The sequence below is a fragment of the Rufibacter immobilis genome (genome assembly GCF_003721565.1).
GTDB classification, from domain to species: Bacteria; Bacteroidota; Bacteroidia; order Cytophagales; family Hymenobacteraceae; genus Nibribacter; species Nibribacter immobilis.
The window spans coordinates 608,636-626,126 of record NZ_RJJE01000017.1; the positions used below are offsets into that span (position 1 = coordinate 608,636).

The 17,491-nt window shown below is 48.5% G+C and carries 16 protein-coding genes; 6 read left to right on the forward strand and 10 right to left on the reverse strand.

The genetic code is table 11. The annotated features are described in order from the left end of the window. Positions 1-182: hypothetical protein (locus tag EFA69_RS20450; RefSeq protein WP_221175756.1), on the forward strand; the 182-nt coding region annotated here is incomplete at its 5' end. 81 nt (positions 183-263) lie between these two features. Here the strand turns inward: EFA69_RS20450 and rmuC are convergent. Further along, positions 264-1,631 (reverse strand): DNA recombination protein RmuC, encoded by a 1,368-nt coding sequence (gene rmuC, locus EFA69_RS15340; RefSeq protein ID WP_123134868.1) that lies wholly within the window; start codon positions 1,629-1,631, stop codon positions 264-266. A gap of 368 nt (positions 1,632-1,999) precedes the next feature. On the opposite strand from rmuC, the gene EFA69_RS15345 reads away from it, so the two are divergent. From EFA69_RS15345 to EFA69_RS15355, 3 genes are all read left to right on the forward strand, one after another. Beyond that, complete coding sequence (locus EFA69_RS15345) at positions 2,000-2,485, forward strand: DUF2062 domain-containing protein (protein WP_123133968.1); 486 nt, start codon at positions 2,000-2,002, stop codon at positions 2,483-2,485. A 385-nt stretch (positions 2,486-2,870) separates the two neighbouring features. After that, positions 2,871-4,208, forward strand: a complete 1,338-nt coding sequence (locus EFA69_RS15350; RefSeq protein WP_123133969.1) for a cytochrome P450 — start codon at positions 2,871-2,873, stop codon at positions 4,206-4,208. A 231-nt stretch (positions 4,209-4,439) separates the two neighbouring features. Beyond that, a complete protein-coding gene (locus tag EFA69_RS15355; protein WP_123133970.1) occupies positions 4,440-4,913 on the forward strand; it encodes a DUF4920 domain-containing protein in 474 nt (157 codons plus the stop codon). A gap of 584 nt (positions 4,914-5,497) precedes the next feature. Here EFA69_RS15355 and EFA69_RS15360 read toward each other — a convergent pair. The 3 genes from EFA69_RS15360 to EFA69_RS15370 all read right to left on the reverse strand — a co-directional run bounded on the left by EFA69_RS15360 (position 5,498) and on the right by EFA69_RS15370 (position 9,346). Next, positions 5,498-8,413 (reverse strand): PD-(D/E)XK nuclease family protein, encoded by a 2,916-nt coding sequence (locus tag EFA69_RS15360; RefSeq protein ID WP_123133971.1) that lies wholly within the window; start codon positions 8,411-8,413, stop codon positions 5,498-5,500. 116 nt (positions 8,414-8,529) lie between these two features. Further along, positions 8,530-8,748, reverse strand: a complete 219-nt coding sequence (locus EFA69_RS15365) for a hypothetical protein (RefSeq protein ID WP_123133972.1) — start codon at positions 8,746-8,748, stop codon at positions 8,530-8,532. A gap of 100 nt (positions 8,749-8,848) precedes the next feature. Beyond that, positions 8,849-9,346 (reverse strand): hypothetical protein, encoded by a 498-nt coding sequence (locus EFA69_RS15370; RefSeq protein ID WP_123133973.1) that lies wholly within the window; start codon positions 9,344-9,346, stop codon positions 8,849-8,851. Positions 9,347-9,390: 44 nt separating this feature from the next. Here EFA69_RS15370 and EFA69_RS20620 point away from each other — a divergent pair, with 44 nt between their 5' ends. Then, positions 9,391-9,513, forward strand: a complete 123-nt coding sequence (locus EFA69_RS20620) for a hypothetical protein (RefSeq protein WP_262696991.1) — start codon at positions 9,391-9,393, stop codon at positions 9,511-9,513. 282 nt (positions 9,514-9,795) lie between these two features. Here EFA69_RS20620 and EFA69_RS15375 read toward each other — a convergent pair whose 3' ends face one another. The 5 genes from EFA69_RS15375 to EFA69_RS15395 all read right to left on the reverse strand — a co-directional run bounded on the left by EFA69_RS15375 (position 9,796) and on the right by EFA69_RS15395 (position 14,678). Beyond that, a complete protein-coding gene (locus EFA69_RS15375) occupies positions 9,796-11,445 on the reverse strand; it encodes a S41 family peptidase (RefSeq protein WP_123133974.1) in 1,650 nt (549 codons plus the stop codon). A gap of 88 nt (positions 11,446-11,533) precedes the next feature. Beyond that, positions 11,534-12,349, reverse strand: a complete 816-nt coding sequence (locus tag EFA69_RS15380) for a hypothetical protein (protein ID WP_148041380.1) — start codon at positions 12,347-12,349, stop codon at positions 11,534-11,536. Between the two features lie 80 nt (positions 12,350-12,429). Then, positions 12,430-13,011, reverse strand: a complete 582-nt coding sequence (locus EFA69_RS15385; RefSeq protein ID WP_123133976.1) for an SUKH-4 family immunity protein — start codon at positions 13,009-13,011, stop codon at positions 12,430-12,432. Positions 13,012-13,106: 95 nt separating this feature from the next. After that, a complete protein-coding gene (locus tag EFA69_RS15390) occupies positions 13,107-13,589 on the reverse strand; it encodes a YxiG-like protein (protein ID WP_148041381.1) in 483 nt (160 codons plus the stop codon). 189 nt (positions 13,590-13,778) lie between these two features. Next, positions 13,779-14,678, reverse strand: coding sequence for a macrolide 2'-phosphotransferase (locus EFA69_RS15395; protein ID WP_123133978.1), 900 nt, complete (start codon positions 14,676-14,678; stop codon positions 13,779-13,781). A 402-nt stretch (positions 14,679-15,080) separates the two neighbouring features. Between EFA69_RS15395 and EFA69_RS15400 the strand changes: the two genes are divergently transcribed. After that, positions 15,081-15,749, forward strand: coding sequence for a metallophosphoesterase family protein (locus EFA69_RS15400; protein ID WP_123133979.1), 669 nt, complete (start codon positions 15,081-15,083; stop codon positions 15,747-15,749). Between the two features lie 207 nt (positions 15,750-15,956). Here the strand turns inward: EFA69_RS15400 and EFA69_RS15405 are convergent, their stop codons facing one another. Beyond that, positions 15,957-17,465, reverse strand: coding sequence for a malate:quinone oxidoreductase (locus tag EFA69_RS15405; RefSeq protein ID WP_123133980.1), 1,509 nt, complete (start codon positions 17,463-17,465; stop codon positions 15,957-15,959). Positions 17,466-17,491 lie beyond the last annotated feature (26 nt).

Consider the following 17,491-nt stretch of genomic DNA (forward strand, 5'->3'; position numbering starts at 1 on the left):
TGGTACAACCGGAACTACAGGTACAACCGGAACAACTGGAACTACAGGTACAACCGGAACTACGGGTACAACCGGAACTACAGGTACAACCGGAACTACAGGTACAACCGGAACAACTGGTACTACAGGTACAACCGGTGGTTGATAAGAGTGGTATCCTTTGTCATAAGGAAATCATCTAAAACAGAAATGGCAGCTACTATTAGCTGCCATTTCTGTTTTAAGGTTAATTTTAAAAAAAGAGGCTCTAAACCCAACTTTAATTAAGCTTCTTCCAGATTTTCCTCCGGCTGTTCTGCGGTTTCCGGCAAGGAAGGAGCAAAGGAGGTGGACTTCTGCAACCATTGGGCCTCCATGGTTTTGCTTGTGCGAGCTCCCAGTTTCTTAAGTAATTCTACCTTCTTGAGCAAATTGCCGTTACCTTCGCTCAGTTTGTTCATGGCCATTTGGTATTTCTGCTGGCTGCGGTCCAGGTTGATGCCAATGTCTTTGAGGTCATCTAGAAAATTAGCGAATTTATCATAGAGTTTGCCGCTTTCCTCTGCTATGCGCAGCACATTGCGCTTCTGGTTTTCCTGCTTCCAGACACTGGCCACGGTCCTGAGGGTAGCCAGTAGGGTAGAGGTGGTCACAAACACGATGTTACGGTCCAGCGCCTCTAGAAAAAGATCGCGGTCATGCTGAATGGCCAGGTTAAAAGCCGGTTCAATGGGCACGTACATGAGTACAAAATCCGGGGATTGGATGCCGTGCAGGTGCTGGTAGTTCTTGCGTCCTAAATCTGTGAAGTGAGTGCGCAATGCCTGAATATGGCTTTTTAAATGAAGTTGCTGCTGTAGCTCATCTTCGCAGTTACAATAGGCATCATAGGCTACCAGACTCACTTTGGAGTCAATAATGAGGTGCTTGTTGTCAGGCAGGTCAATGATGACGTCTGGGCGGAAGATTTTGGCGTCATCGTGCTGCAGTACCTGCTCGCGGCGGTAATGCACGTTGCGCTCCAGGCCAGATTTCTCCAGCAGGTTTTCCAGCAGGTATTCGCCCCAGTTGCCTTGCGCTTTTTTCTCGCCCCGCAGTGCTTTGGTGAGGTTAAGGGTGTCTTGGCTCATCTGCTGGTTCAGACTGGCCATGTACGTGATCTGCTCTTTCAGCGAAGTGGTGTCTTTGAGTGTTTTCTCATAGGTCTGCTCCACTTTGCTCTCAAATTCCTTGATGCGTTCCTTAAGGGGGGAAAGCACCTGCTCCAGATTTTCAGCCGACGTTTTCCTGAAATGTTCGGCGTTATTGACCAGCACCTGGTTAGAGACCTGGGTGAACTGCTGCATGAACGTTTCGCGCAGGTGTGAGAGTTCGGCGCGCTCATCGGTGAGTTTCTGCTTGAGATGGTAAATGTCGTTCTCGGCGCGGGTCACCTCGGCGTGCAGTTCCATGACTTTGCTGTTCTCGCGACGCAGTTGTTCCTGCAGTTTCTGAACCTCGGCGGCTGCCACTTCCTGCTGTTTCAGGGCGAAGGCACGGTCAGTTTCCTGCTGCTGCAAAGCCGTTCTGAGCGAGGAAAGCTTGGCCTGCGTGAAAAAATAGGAGAGAATTGCCCCCACCAGAAAAGCCAGCAGAGAAAGCGTAATGTCCATAGAAATGAAAGCTAGGTGAGCAAAATCAACACCTAAAGATACGGAGAAAGTGCCTCTGCCTAAAATTTTTCGCAAATAGTAATAGGGTTAGCAAGGGACTTTGCTGTCTTTAGCTTACGAGCCCATAGAAACGGGTCATTTAAATCTGAAAACAATGGTTACTTCTGGCGGTTTAGGGTATTAACCAGTGGAAAGGGTTTTTGCCTTGGCCATTGGAGATCAGGGCGTTGCCGGGGCCGGCCGCAACCTGGTCTGTTTCTTGGAAAGAAAGCTAAATTCTTTCAGACACCGGGGGACTTTACCCCAACTTTGAGCGTTACGTAGGTAAGGCTGCAAAGCTCCACCAACAGTTGAAATTATAGAGAAACGTGTTACTACTTAAAAAAGGGGGATTCAGACATTTTTTACGCCGCAAGCTGTGGGAGCCGCTGCTGGATCTGGCCAAACAAGGCTTTACCCCGCACCAGTTGGCGCTTACCATTGCTCTGGGCTCAGGCTTCGGGATGATTCCCTTTATTGGGCTTACCACCGTGCTGTGCACGTTCTGGGCGCTCAGGCTACGGCTCAACGTGGCGTTCACCATTGTGATTGGCTACCTCATGCAGCCGTTCCAGCTGGCGCTCTACGTGCCTTTTGTGGACCTGGGGCAGACCATCTTCCCGGTTACGCCCATTTCGTTCACGCTGGAGAAACTGAGCAGCATGTTTCAGGCCGATTGGCTTCTGGCGCTGCAGAAACTATGGCTGGCCAATCTGGTGGGAATCTTTGCCTGGCTTTTATGCTTTATCCCCTTTGGGTTGGCAGTTTATTTCTCCAGTAGAAAGGTGCTGCACCGGGTGCTGCCAACGGAATAAGCCAATTTGCGTTTAGCGGCCGTTTTTCCTGATTTGGCTCCAAACTAGATCATCCAATAGAACTTTCCCCCGAAGGACGAAAACCAAATAGCACTATTGTTGCTTCTGTAGTAAACAGAGAAATTATTTCCTACAGTTTGAAAATGCGTTTAGGGGCTGTTTTTTGAAAAACAGCCCCTAAACGCATTTTGGGTTTTACACGGCAAAGTATTGCCATTACTACTGAATTTGGGCAGATAGGCGCCGCCTAACACAACACCTGTTTTCTGCTCGCGTAGCATAGGGAGCAGTGAAAATGATTTGCTGCTGAAATAAAGCATACCGGCAAGGACCTATAAACAACGCTTTGCGCGGGAGCTGGCACCCAATAATGATCAGCAGAACTATGTCAACCATTCCCGAAGAGAAAACCCTGGACAATTCCCTCCAACTGTTGCGCGAAGGATTCCCCTTCCTGCATTCGCGTTTCCAGCGCTTTCAGTCAGACATCTTCAAAACCCGGCTCATGATGCAGAACGTGATCTGCCTTCATGGCGAAGAGGCAACCAAGCTTTTCTATGACCCAGAGAAATTCATGCGGCTGGGGGCTATTCCTAAACGGATTCAGAAAACCCTCATGGGAGAGAACGGCATCCAGACCTTAGACGGAGAGGAACACCGCAAACGCAAAGCCATGTTCATGTCGCTCATGACCCGGCCGCAGGTAACCAAAGTAGCCAACCTGGCCGCCGACTATTGGTGGTCCGCCATTGGCAAATGGGAGAAAATGGACCAGGTGAAACTCTTTGACGAGGTGCAGGATTTGCTGTGCCGGGTGGCCTGCCAATGGTCTGGCGTTCCGCTCCCGGAGAAAGATGTTAGAAAGCGCGCGCAGGACTTTGGGGACATGGTAGACGGTTTTGGAGGTGTGGGGCCGCGGCACTGGAAAGGCAAGAAAGCCCGCCGCCGGGGTGAGAAATGGATCATGGAATTTGTGGAGGACGTGCGGGCCGGTAAAATCTATGTTGCCGAAGACACGCCCGCCCGTACCATTCTCTTTTACCGCGACACCAACGGAAAACTGCTGGACACCTACATTGCGGCGGTGGAACTGATGAACATCCTTAGGCCCATTGTGGCCATTGCCACCTACATCACCTTCGGGGCACTGGCAATGCATACTTACCCAGAGTGCCGACAGAAACTGCAGGCCAACGAAGACAACTACGCCGAGCTGTTTGTGCAGGAGGTGCGGCGTTTCTACCCGTTCGGGCCGTTTCTGGGCAACCGCGTGCGTCAGGACTTTGAGTGGCGTGGCCACCATTTCAAGAAAGGCACGCTGGTGTTCTTGGACATGTACGGTGCCCTGCACGACCCCAAAATCTGGGAGCACCCCGATGATTTCCGTCCCGAGCGATTCAGAACCTGGGATGAGAGTCCCTACAATTTCATCCCGCAGGGCGGCGGCGACCATTACACCGGCCACCGCTGCGCCGGCGAACGCATTACCATTGAGGTCATGAAAGTGGCCGCTATCTTCATGACCCACTTCATGGACTATCAGCTGCCGCCCCAGGACTTAAGTTTCAGTCTGGTACGTATGCCTACGTTGCCTAAGAGCGGCTTTGTGATGCGCAACGTGCGTCGGATCCAGATCCCGGTGAGCACAGCCTTGTCTGCTTCACCGGCCGCAACTGCGTACGCTTATACCGGTGGCGGAAAATGCCCTTTCCATCACTCCTGAGCGATGTGTAATTAATCCGGAGTTTACGTTTAGGGGCTTTTTTTGGAAAAGTAGCCCCTAAACGTAAACTCCGGTTTTCTGCTTAAAGCAGAGAAGTTTCAGTTTCTGTGCGGCAGAGTGCCAGAATAGTTTTACATTTGGCGGAAAGTAGGAACATTGGTATCTGCCTGTCTCTAAAGGGTTTGGTGCAGAACCAGTTCCTGATCTCAATTCTATTTTCAAGACAAAGCTATGAAAGCGATTTTGACCTTGTTTCTGGGCATGTGCGTAACCACCGCCACGTACGCTCAGCAAAACATTCCTTCTGCCAAAGCTGGGGTTACATACGGCAAAAAGACCACGGCCAAGAAAGCCGTTAAGATGACTGATCTTCCGGCCAAGTTAACTTCAGACTCTGTATTTGTAGGCAAGGTGGAAGGCACGGTGGTGGAGGTCTGCAAGAAGAAAGGCTGCTTCATGAAACTGGCCCGCACCAACGGCGAGCCCGTGATGGTGAAGTTCACTGACTACGCGTTCTTCATGCCGCAGGACATTGTGGGCAAAACCGTGGTAGTGGAAGGTACTGCCAAAGTGAAAGAAACTTCTGTGGAGCGTCTGCAGCATTTCGCGCAGGATGCCGGAAAAAGCAAAGAAGAGATTGCCGCCATCACGAAACCTAAAACCGACATTGAGATTGTCGCTGACGGAGTTTTAGTGGTGAAATAGAAAATTATACATACGCCGCACCGTTAAAGGTGTGCTTTTTAGTGAAAACGCTTCTTGAATCTCTGTTGTGGGGGTAAAGGAAGCGTTTTCTGTTTAGGGGCTGTTTTGGGAAAAAGAGCTCCTAAAAGGGTTGTTTAGGCTTTTGCCTAGGCTGTGGCGTTTGTCTATGGGTTTAAGAGCTGTATTGTTTCATCTTTTCTGGTAAGCGCTCACGGCCGCGAGGCCCCGTCTTCCCCTCTCGCACTGCCCTTGCGGCCAAGCCAGTACAGCTTGTGCTTAGCTGCTTACTTACTTGCCCACAAGCGAGGCGCTCTAGGGAAAGACTGGAAATGAGTGCGTTTAGCAGAGGCAGTTCTTATTGGCGACTAATTCAATTTCTTCTTGGGGAAACTTCAAGAAAAGGCTGCTGGCGCGAGTCTCCGGACTCATGCCTTTGGATGTTGGGGAGTCTCCAGACTACCCTCGCTGCCACGCAGCGATAGCGGGGCAGCAGAGTACGTAGACGGTAACCTCCAACAGGCGTTTAGCGGCTCTTTTTCTGAAATTAAGCCAAAACCAGAGAACTGCCGTTGCTCATCTAATCATCAGCTGCGGGCGCAGATGGTTTTGTAGGCGCAGTATTGGCAGGTTTCCAGGTCGTTAGTTTTCCGGATGGGTTCTTCGGGGTTGAGCATGTGGAGCACGAGGTCTTTGAGCAGGCGTTCTGAGGTGGCCGTGAAATCGGCGGGTTCGCCCTGGGCATCTGTGAACGGCAGTTCTGAGGTGAGCACTCCGGCCCCCAGGTTCCGGAAGGAAATGATACCGGCTTCGTACTCATATTGACTTTTGGGCAGGTTGAGCACTTTGCTTTCCAGGAGGCTGCCTTTCTGGATTTCCTTGGCCAGAATGTAGCGGTAAAGCCAGAGCTGGCGCACCTTGTCCAGATGACGGTCGTGGAGGAGGGTGGTTTCCAGGTCTTCGGGGGCTACTTTCAGGTTTCGGGCCTCTACTTTGCCGGTTTTGTAGTCAATCACGCGCAGGGTGCGGCCACTGAGGTCAATGCGGTCGGCTTTGCCGGCAATGCGTACGGGTACCCTTTCCCCGCCCGGCAGTGTCACGTCCAGCTCCGTTTTTAGGGTTTCCTCCAGTTGCAAAATGTAGAGCGGCAGCTCCTCTGAGGTCAGAAGCCCCTCCAGGTAGCGGGTAAGCAGCTGCACGGCCACCTGGTACAGAATGAGGTTCATGCCCTGCTCGGGCAGGTTACCCAAAGTGCCGCGCTTGAACTCGTCCTTCACCTTTTGCGGCAGTCCCGCCAGCATTTTCTCCACGTCTGGCTTCTCTATGGGGTGTGCTTCCTCGGCAAAAGGTTTAAAGTAATCTTCCAGCACCTGGTGCACAATGGTCCCGAAGGTGTCGGCGCCCACCAGTTCATCAATCTCGTCTACTTCCTCCAGTTTGGCAATGCGGCTGAAATAATATTGCAGCGTGCAGTTCACGTACTGGTTCAGGTGCGAGGGATAGAGGCCGCGCCGAAGTTCGGCTTTGATCTTGCCCAGCACCTCCTCATCTTTCTGGATGATAATGTCTGGTTCGTATTCTTTTGTATCCAGCTGCTCCACCACCGCCGTCAGTTCCCTGAACTTAATGTTAGGGTTGCGCAAGGCCAAATCATGCTGCAATTGCAGAATAAAACGGCTCCGTTCTCCAGACCCGTAGGTGTCTGAGGGCAGCACGTACAGCAGATTCACGCGTTTGGCCCGTTGCAGCAGACGGTAGAAGTAATAGGAGGTAATGCTTTCCTGCTCGGCATAGGTGGGCAACCCGAAGGTGCGCAACACATCATAGGGGAACAATGAGTTCTGCGTCTTGGGCTGGGGCAGCACGTTCTCGTTCACGCTCAGGATGATGAGGTTCTCAAAGTCCAGGGCGCGGGTCTCCAGCATCCCCATGACCTGGGTGGGCGAGATGGGTTCTCCGCTGAAGGGCAGTTTGGTGTTGTTGATCTGCTCGTAGAGGAACTTCTTGAAGCTGCGCACCGATATCTTGTGCTCGCGGCAGTCAAAGAGGGTGTCCAGGCGCTTCACGATGGTGTACAGAATGAAGAGGTACTCTGTCTCTATAGGGTTTTCCGTTTCTACCCTATAAATGCGGCCCAGCGCATCCACTAACTGGTAAAGTGATTCGATCAGATCCGTACAATCGTTCCAGGTGCGGAAGAGCGTCACGAACATGGGGTGCTCCAGACCCAGCCGGATGATCTCTTCGGCAGAGAGCAACACACTGTTGCGCTGCACCATCTCGTCCAGCACGTGCTGGAACAGATCCAGGTCGGTTTCGCGCTCCGCAATGCTGTTCAGGTACTGCTCGTAACGCCGCAGAAAAGGGTGTTGCAGCAGTTTTGTCACGGCCAGGTGGTGGTAGCGGTTTACTTTGTAGCCCGAGTCAGTGGGTTGGACTACGCCCGTGAGGTGTACCTCAAACAGCAGGTCTACCAAATTGAACAGGGGAGTGCCTTTGAAGGAGAGCCCCATGGTCACGTTGTAATCCTGTACTTCGTCTGAGATGGAGTGCAGCACCGGCAGGAGCAGGGTTTCATCTGGCAAGACAATGGCAATCTCGGCAGAAGGGTCCTGCTGCCGGATTTCGCGGAGCAGTTGCCCGGCAATTTTGCCCTGCATGCTGGCGTTGGCTACCCCAATGGCGTTGATTTCCTTTTGGTCTGAGAGCAACAGGTTCTGTTGCCAGTTCCACTCGGGCAGCGGCCACTGGGTTTTGTAGCGTTTCAGGAAGTGCCCCGCGCGTTTGTCGGCCTCCGGGGCCATGTAATACTCATCAGAATCGAAGAAAATATCGGCTTTGCCGGCCTCCAGTAAGGTTCTGATGATCTTCTGTTCGGCACGGGAAAGCGCATTCAACCCGATGAACACGTACCGGAAGCAGCCTTTCTCACTGCGGGCAATGTCTTTGATGCGGTCGGCCACCATCCTGAAGGCCATGCCGGTATATGCCTGCTTGTCACGCTTGAGCTTCTCCTGTAGGGCATGGTAGGTGCGCTCCAGATTGGCCCATAGCTGAAAGTACTGTTTCACATTGGCTGTAGGTTCGCTGCTGTTGGGTTTGCCGGGGTCCCAGCGTTCCAAGGCTTTGGCTTCGCTCACGTATTCAAACACGGCTTTGGGATCTACCAGCTCCATGTCCATGCGGGAGAAATCTTCCAGCAAGGTGGCACTCCAGCCCACAAACTGATCAAAGTCCAGCTTCGGGTCAAATTGCAGCATGAGGTCATAGAGGTCCAGTTGCAGGTGCAGCGGTTCCAGTACGTCTACGTTGGCCATGTTACAGACAAACTCCTCCATAGAGTAAATCTGTGGCGACCAGATACCGGTAGGGGCGGCCTGAGCCAAAGCGTTTTTGAAATATAGCGTAGCTCGGCGGGTAGGCAGCACAATGCACAGGTCACTGAGACGGTCGGCGTAGGTCTGGTAAATATGGTCGGCGGTTTGCCGAAGGAAAGACTGCATGCGTGGGTAGTATCTTTTGGCGTGGAGCGGAAAGTAAAGATACTACGTTTTTGGCCTGTTTTTCAGAAAACAGGCCAAAAACGCACTTGGTTATGGAATGGGTGAAGCGGGTAGACTTATACGGAGGCCGACTTACTAAAGGAAGCTTTCTTCACAATGAAATAGACCAGCAGATACACAACTGCCCAGGAAGCAAAATCAATGAGCAGCTTAGAAGTAAGAAGCCCTTCGGTGAAAGGATCATAGGCGAAACCGGCCAGATAATGTACTATTTTCACCACTACATAGGTGATGAATAAGAAGAGTAGTTGGGAAGGTTTATTATTGTTTTTCATGATAGCTTAATGGGGCATTGAAGTTGGAATATCAGAAAAGAAATCCCCTGCCAGGTTCAGGCACATGAGCTTGTTTTAGGGTGGCTTGTTCTGTCTTTATTCAGGTTTCGTGCTGGCCTACTTTGACCACTTTACCGTCTTTGAACTCTATATCCAGAACGTCTGGATCAATGTTGGCAAAACCAGGTCTGAACCCGAGATAATAATTCCAGTGGTCGCTGAGGTCTGTGTTGCCCTCGTCTCCCAACAATTGCCGGACTTCAGGTTTTGTCTTGCCCAGAAGCATTTTACTGTCAATAATATCGGAAGAGAGTTCATACCGCTTTTCTTTAGCGGCCATCCATCTTTCTCTTTTGAAGTCATAGCGGGGGTGATAGCTTAAGCTTTTGAGCAAAAGCATGATCAGACCCATATAGATAACAGGAGTAGCAACAATAGTGGTGGCCCACGTTGTTATGCGTCTTGTTCTGGTGTTTATGATGAATTTTTTAAGGACCCAACGGAAGAAGGCAAAGGTTGGAACCCCCAGTAGTATCATGATCAAATATACATCCAGGCTTATTCCAAAAATTGTTGGTAGGTATAGTAGCGTTGTCATATGGTGATAATTTATAATGATTCTGTCTTTTTAGCAAAAGTACCATGGTCAAGATTGATGGTGAATTCCCTGTCATCAATTGTTCTTACTACCAGGAAGGTCTGTCCGTTTGGTGCCGTGTTGTAGTGGTAGGGTACATCAAACTGGGAAAGCCACAGAAAGTGTAGAGGGGTTTTCTTCAGTTTTCTTGGGGAGGCGGCGAGACTATTAGGTAAAGAGTGCCGCTTACGCATTGTTGTGGTATGTTTTCTTGCTTATATTTTTATAGTAATAGGGCATGTATAGGGTTGTCTTTAAGATTTGCTTCAGGGCTAAATGAATTTAATAAGAACTTTATTCATTTTTTTCTTCCTTTAGATTTTTTGTTCAGATTAAATGTAATGTCTAGTTTGAACAATGTGCGAGGCCATCGGCAGAAGATGACGTTTACATGTGGATGGCAACAGTATTTATTTATTTTTAGTCACTAATTCAATAGCCCGTTCAAGTATTTCATCTTTGCCATCAACAGTCCCTTGAAGGGTTGGTTTGATTTCAATATCGATTTTCACACCCTTTCTTTGTATCGGGGCCATGTCTGGGTAGAAGATGGCACTGCTCGTAAAGTAGGACTTGTAACCTCCTACAAACTCCTGGGGAACCATCGTTCCGCCTGCTCCTGCGGTTTGGCTGCCTACCGTTTTTACATGGTATCCGTTCTGTAGCCACATGGCGGTATATTCGGCCCTGCTTTGCGTGTATTCGTCAACAAGAACTAGAACTTCACCTGTGAACTTGGGGTCCCCTTTGGGAACTATAGTATGGTTGGATAAAATATACTTACCAGGAAACTTAAAATCTGGCTTTGTTACTTTATTCGTTTCTGCGTTCCTCACTCCCAGAAAGTCCCTGAAATGGTAACCATAAAATTCTTTAGGGTAACCTCTCAGATCTATAATGATGGCTTTGGCGCTTACCAAACTATTAAGGGCATCAGCAAGCTCTTTCTCATTGATGATTCCCAGTTTAATATAACCAATGTTATCTTGAAGAACCTCCCACGATTTTTGATTAGTACCATACTTAAATCGGTCAAACGTGTATCTTGCCAGCTTTCGGTCTTTGGTTTCCCCACCCCTCGTAATTTCAACGTTGACACTGTCCGAAGAGCCACTTAGGATTTTGACAGTAGCATGTTTTAGTTTGGACTGATAGTTCGATCCATTGCAATATTTTAGATTCTGCTTCAATACCTCAGCTACTTCAACACCTTCCACTTTGCTTATGACGTCCCCTACCTTTATGTCATTTAAGTTGGCCAGTGCATTGTCATAAATGCCCGTTATTATAATCTGATCATCAATGATTCTGAACGCCGCTGGTATTTGTTTCAGGCCGAAATGCCCATCCAGCACATCAGTTGTAAAGTAGCCATGACTGTCATCAATCTTTACCACAAGCTCCAGCATGGCCAAGTGGTACGCTAATTCAGAAGCTGGGGAGGAAAATTTAGGAAGCATCTGGGAGAGAACCTCATCCCATTCTGTGTCTAGTTGATACTTGTGGGGATAGAAATACTCAATTATATTCCAGTACCTGAATAAAGACAGGAGACGTAATGGCCTGTTTGTCCAGACGAAGTTGTCATATGGTTTTTCATTCGAGATAACAAGGCTGGAGCTTCGACCCTCGGTAGTTACATAAAAAGGTTTCCCCTGAAACCTGTTTTGTTCTATGAACTTAAGTTTTTCCGTGAGCTCTTTGGTGAATACCTTGTTGTTTTCAAACCAAGTCAAATCAAAGTTTTTATCGAATGGTGCTGATTGAGGACTTGTCTGGCATTTTCTGCACAACTTAATTCCGCCTAGAGACTCGATCCAGGATGCAAAGATGCCAGACAGCTCCTCTTTGGTGCTGGCCTTTTCTATGGAGGGTAAGATTTCTAGGAACTGATTGTCCCAGTCTAACTTTCCGTTGGCAACATTCGGGTGGTAATACTTCAGAAACCCCCAGATTTTGGCAGTTGCTGTTAGTTTTTCTGTATCAGATAAGTTGTTTTGAGCATTTACAGTTTTATAGCTAATTATGATACTCAGGAGAACTAGAATTATATTTTTCATCTTGATATTGTTGCCAACGTACTTGTGTAAACGACGGCGAGGCCGTCGGCCGTAGCATGGTGTTAATACCTTATTAGGGCACGTTGTTTTATTCTTCACTCAAGCTAGTGTATAGTAGTTGCCTATTAGCTTTTGGAAATGAAATTGTGCCGAATTGTTTAGGGGTTTTGGCTGTTCTATTCACCTTGTCTGTATATATCTTCTCGTAATACTTTCCCAAGGAGTCTATCTGTGCCTCGGTTAGTTCAGGGCCCTCACTCCGTTCTAAATGTATTGACCTTGTGATAGCCGCCATTGGAGTGTCGTAATATGACTCATCAACCAGTTCTGTCAGGTTCCATTGCCTTGTTTTTTTATCAAACCTAAAGCGAAGTTCGTTGTAACTACTTTTGGCCGTGGCCTCCATAGCCCTGAATGTGAAATGGCAAGAGAAACCGCCTCCGAGAGAATCCACCTCGATGTAGTCATTATCGTTGCCGTCCTCAATATACTCAAGCAAGCCATGGTTACTCGAGTGGATACGCAGGGAGTTGTCTTTCTCTCTTACTATCAGGTGCACCAGCAGCTTTTCCGCCTCTTCATCTTCTTGGGGTGTTTTTTTCCCGTTCCTAAGGATAAGTATGTAATCTCCTAACTTGTCGCTGTTCAAATCCGCTTTCAAGTACTCGTGAAGTGTGTAGCCTTTGCCTATCATTGGAGCAAGTTCCTTTACAGAATTATCCATTCCATTTTTGGTTTCTACAGAAGGTGTGTCAGGTGTGGAAGTTTGATAAACTGGATTGCTTGCTGATGAATCACTTTTATCTTGATTTTCTGAAGCGGAAATAATCTTGCTGTCTCCGCTTTTGCTGCAGGAAATACTGGCAACTAGAGAAAAGGCCAACAAGAGGCGAGATATTTTCATGATTTTTGATTCAATGTGCCCTAACGGTTAGTATAAAAAACGTGCTAGGCCGTCGGCCGTAGCATGATTTTTATACAGTGTTAGCTGTTGTATTTTCTCCTTTCTTCATCTCTTTCAGACTTATAATCTTCCAATGTAAATTGCCAATGACTTTCTGGATTATCAAAAACTTTTGAATCTATTGCTTTTAAGTCTCCAATAACCTTGTCAAGCTCTTCATCCGAAAATTCCGTATCAAAGAATGAGTCAGGTTGTAGTTTTGTAAAGCTTTTAAAGAATCTGTCGAATCTAAGCGCACTAAATGAAAACTTCTTTAAGTCCGTGTTTATGAAAACCTCTTCAAAAAAGTTATCATGGTTAAGGTACACTAATTCTTGAGTCTCTAGATTTACTGCTATCGGGTCGCCTGCTCCATTGAAACCAATAGCTAAATACTTATCGTATTCAGAGTCGTTAAGCTCCCACATTTGGTTAACTGTGACTAACTCTTTTTCTTTTAAGTAGTCAAAGTTCAGCTCTTGAAACTCTGATGGCATGCCTGTAATGAATAGGAAATCAAACGCAGCGGAACCTAAATTGTATTTTGATTGCATATTTTGTTCTGCAACTAAATGTTCCCTCCCAAGGGTCTTCCACTTCATTAAGAATTCTTCTGATTTCATTATTTAATATAACAGCTAACGGCTAGTATAAACAACGTGCTAGGCCGTCGGCCGTAGCATGATTTTTATACAATGTTGTGTGTAGGCTTTTTTTTCTATTCTAATGGAATTATTACTTGCCGAATCAGAGAGGAGCTGTCGTTTATCTTTTTCAAATTCCATTCTTCATGAATCAATGTTATTTCAAAAGAATTTGTCTCAAGTTTTGATTCCTTCATTTGCTTGCCAAGTCTTTTGCTCCAGTCGTTAGCTTTTTCTGAATCTTTTATCTCTTCAAAACCTGGATATGCCAAAGACCAATTCGTTCCCCATACAAATCCGTCTGGTTCTTTATGCTTTTCCCATGTTTCAAAATCAGTAAATAGGTCATCCCAAGATTTTTTGATTAAATCGTCATCTATTAAGGTTTTGTATATCAAGTCGTAACAATGCTTAAATGTAAGTATGTATCTACCCGCTAAATCACCTATCCAATTTGCTTCAATTTCAAATTGGTAATCACGAACATAATCTGTAAAGCCATGTCTTAAAATGGCTACATCGTATATTTCATCTAATTTTATATCTTCTAAAGTCATTTTATTTTTAAGCTTGCACACAACACTTAGATAACATCACCGGTGATGTTATTTTCAATATATCTATACCAAAACATCCTGTTACAGACGCAATTGACAGATAAATGGAACTGGACTACCCAATATACTATATAGCAACTACTTAATGAAGTGTCTCCCGCTTAATTTTCAAGAGTAAATATGCGGAAGTTACTTCTCAGAAATACCCAGAGCGGGCAGGTAATCCTGCTCTCCAGATAGCAAGACGAAGAGGCCAATGTTCACGCCGTAGGCTGCTTGCCGTTGTCTAATATGTTCTTCCATCCGGGGCCATGTTTTTCCGCCGTGCCGCCGGTAGTACGCCAACAATTGGTGCAACGCCTGCTCGCCAAAAATGGATAGGAAAGAAACAAAGTCAATGGCAGGGTCTGAGACTTCGGCCTCCGTCCAGTCCAGCAGCCCCGTGACCCTTGAGGCATCATCCACTAATATATGGGCAGCTTGCAGATCGGCGTGGACCAGGCAAGAGTGGGGAGGCCAGTAGCTATCCTCAGAGAGCCAGAGCTTCCATTGCTGCCAAAGCGCCTCAGCTACCCCAATTTCATGTTTCACCCGGTCCATTTGGGCGCTTATTGTTTCACGGACTTGGGTTGGGGTGGAGATGTTGAGCTCTGCCTGTGCCGCTGCTTCCGGGGCACCAGCGTGTAGGGCCACCATGGCTTGGGCCAGGGAAGAAACAAAACCCAGGGGCAGTTCCTTGTGGTTCAGGTGCCAGTTGTATTGCTGCCGTTCCAGGTCTATGGTAGCCGCCGGGGTGCCCGGTAACTGCGGGTAGGCAATGAGAGTAGGCTCAAAAATTTGCCAGTTGGGTACGGCTACGGGTAGTTTGCCATGCAGGAATTGCAAGACCTTTTGTTCATTTTTGGCGCGGGGCAGCACGTCTGGGCGGCGCGGAATCCGGAGAATCCAGGGTTGTCCTGCCTGGTCTAGCGCATGGATTACCTGAAAATCCAGACCAGTCTCATTAAATCGGAAGGAGGAAGGGTTCAGGGGCAGGCCATGTTGCCGCGCCAGTTGCTCTATGAAGTCGGTATTGAGTGGTTTGGCCATGAGCACAAAGTCTAGGTCTACTTAGGTATTTTTATCAGTAAGAAAAGGGGGATGCCCTGAAGAGAGAAGGGTTCTTCTGGTAGGGACAGAGAAATGCAATGGCAAAAAGGATTTGCCCCGGCTCTTTAGAGGGCCGGAAGACGCCACAGGAATACAGGCTTTATTGTTAGAAGTAAAGTTGTAATAAGAAGGTGCTCATAACGGAACTTGTATACGTTGAATTTAGGGGTGGAAGGAGAAGGAATGTTGCGTTTAGAGGCTTTTTTTTCAAAAACAGGCGCTAAACGCACCGGCGCTTTTTCAAATAAGCCCAATCTTCAGCCACTAAATTCAGTGAGCGATCAAAAGTATTGTAACCTTTTGAAGAGGAAAAGGATTTAAAAGATACCTAGCGACCACTCTATGCCCCGATACGCCATTTCAGACATTCACGGCTGCTGTAAAACCTTCCGGTACATGGTGGAGGAGGAGCTACGGCTGCAACCGCAGGACCACCTATACCTGCTGGGCGACTACATTGACCGCGGTCCAGATTCTAAAGGAGTGCTGGAGTACATTATGTCATTGCGCGAGAAGGGCTACCAAGTCACCACCTTGTCTGGCAACCACGAAGACATGCTGCTGCACGCCCGGGACAACGCTGCCCACCGCACGGCCTGGCTCCGCATCAGTGGAGGGGAAACCCTCAAAAGTTTTGACGCGGAGTCTCTTGACGGAATTTCACCGCGGTACTGGGATTTTCTGGAGCAGCTGGAGTTGTACGTAGCTCTAGAAGATTACCTGCTGGTGCACGCTGGTTTTGACTTCTCGCTCCAAGACCCTTTCTCAGACAGGGAAAGTATGCTTTGGATCAGGCATTTTGAGGTAGATGTAACGGTGTTGGGCAACCGGAAGATAGTGCATGGGCACACGCCCACCCCACTGTCCAAGATGGAACATTCCCTCAAAACAGAACAGCGGCCGGTAATTAATATCGACGGCGGTTGCACGTATTGGGCGGGCTACGGCTATTTAACGGCGCTCAACCTGGACACCCTGCAACTCCACCGCGTCAGGAACAGAGAGACGTAAAACGTCTAGGCTCATGAAACTTCGGCCTAAAGAACAGAGGCTGATTAGAGGCTCTTTTTCCATAAATAGGGTAAAACTAACTCTTTCCTCAAGTAGACAGAAACGTTAATAAAGGCAAATCTGGTAGCATCTCATTTAGTTAAGAACTCTTTCTGAAAACAAAAAGCCCCAGAATTTCTCCTGAGGCTATCCTGTGTGTAGGGTAACTTACCGTTGTACCGGTTGCGGCTCCTGTAGTTGCAGAACCCGGCTGGTGTAGGCTCTGGTTTCTTCGCAGAGCTGCGGGTCTTTGGCCAAAGACTGCCCGTAAGTAGGGATCATCTGCTTGATTTTCTCCTGCCAGGCCGGCGAGGCGGCTTTGTCTGGGAAGCAGGTGTGGATCAGGCTCAGCATGATAGACACTGCCGTAGACGCTCCCGGAGAAGCGCCCAGTAAAGCCGCTATGGAACCATCAGCGGCGCTTACCACCTCAGTCCCGAATTCCAGTACGCCGCCGCGTTTAGGGTCTTTTTTGATGACCTGCACGCGCTGTCCGGCAATTTCCAGTTCCCAATCTTTGGGGTTGGCGGTAGGCACGTACTCCCGCAAGGCCGCCATCCGGTCTTCAGACGACTGCATTACCTGGTTAATAAGGTATCTGGTCAAGGGAATATTGGTGTAACCGGCTGCCAGCATGGGGCGCAGGTTGTTCACCTTAATGGACAAGGGGAGGTCAAAGAACGAGCCTTTCTTCAGGAATTTAGTAGTAAAACCGGCGTATGGGCCAAAAAGCAGAGCTTTCTGTCCGTTGATCACGCGCGTATCTAAGTGGGGAACAGACATAGGTGGAGAGCCAACCGCTGCTTTCCCGTACACTTTGGCCTGGTGCTGGGCGATAACGTCTGGGTTGGTACACTTGAGCCACTGTCCGCTCACCGGGAAGCCGCCAAAACCTTTGCCTTCGGGAATTCCTGAGGCCAGCAACAGCGGCAATGAACCTCCGCCAGCGCCAATGAACACAAATTTAGCTTTGGCCCTACGCTTCTGGCCCGTAGTTAAGTCTTTGATGCGCACGCGCCACAGCTTGTCTTCTTTGTGGCGGAAAGAGCGCACTTCATGGTTCAGGTACATTTTCACGCCGCCCATGCTCTCCAGGTACTGGAGCAGTTTACGTGTAAGGCATCCGAAGTTCACATCGGTACCCACTTCCATGCGGGTAGCGGCCAGGGGAACTGAGGTATCGCGGCCATTCATAATGAGCGGCATCCATTCAGACAGCTGGTCCAGGTTTTCTGAGTATTGCATACCCTGGAACAGGGGAGAGGTGCTCATCTTCTCGAAGCGCTTCTTCAGGAAAGATACATTTTTATCGCCCCACACAAAGCTCATGTGCGGCACGCTTCTGATAAACTCTTTGGGGTCTTGGAGAATGCCCTGCTCTACCAGGAAAGCCCAGAACTGACGGGACTGCTCAAACCATTCGGCAATCACATCGGCCTTGGAAATGTCAATGGAACCGTCTGGTTTCTCAGGGGTATAGTTCAACTCACAGAAAGCGGAGTGGCCGGTGCCAGCGTTGTTCCAGGCGTCAGAACTCTCGGCGGCCACTTTGTCTAAGCGTTCGTATATTTCTATGGTCAGATTTGGTTGCAGCTGCTTCAGCATCACGCCCAGGGTGGCGCTCATAATGCCCGCGCCAATCAACACAACATCTGGTTCGGTTACTATTTTGTCCATGGTTTCCTTTTAAATACTCTCCTAGG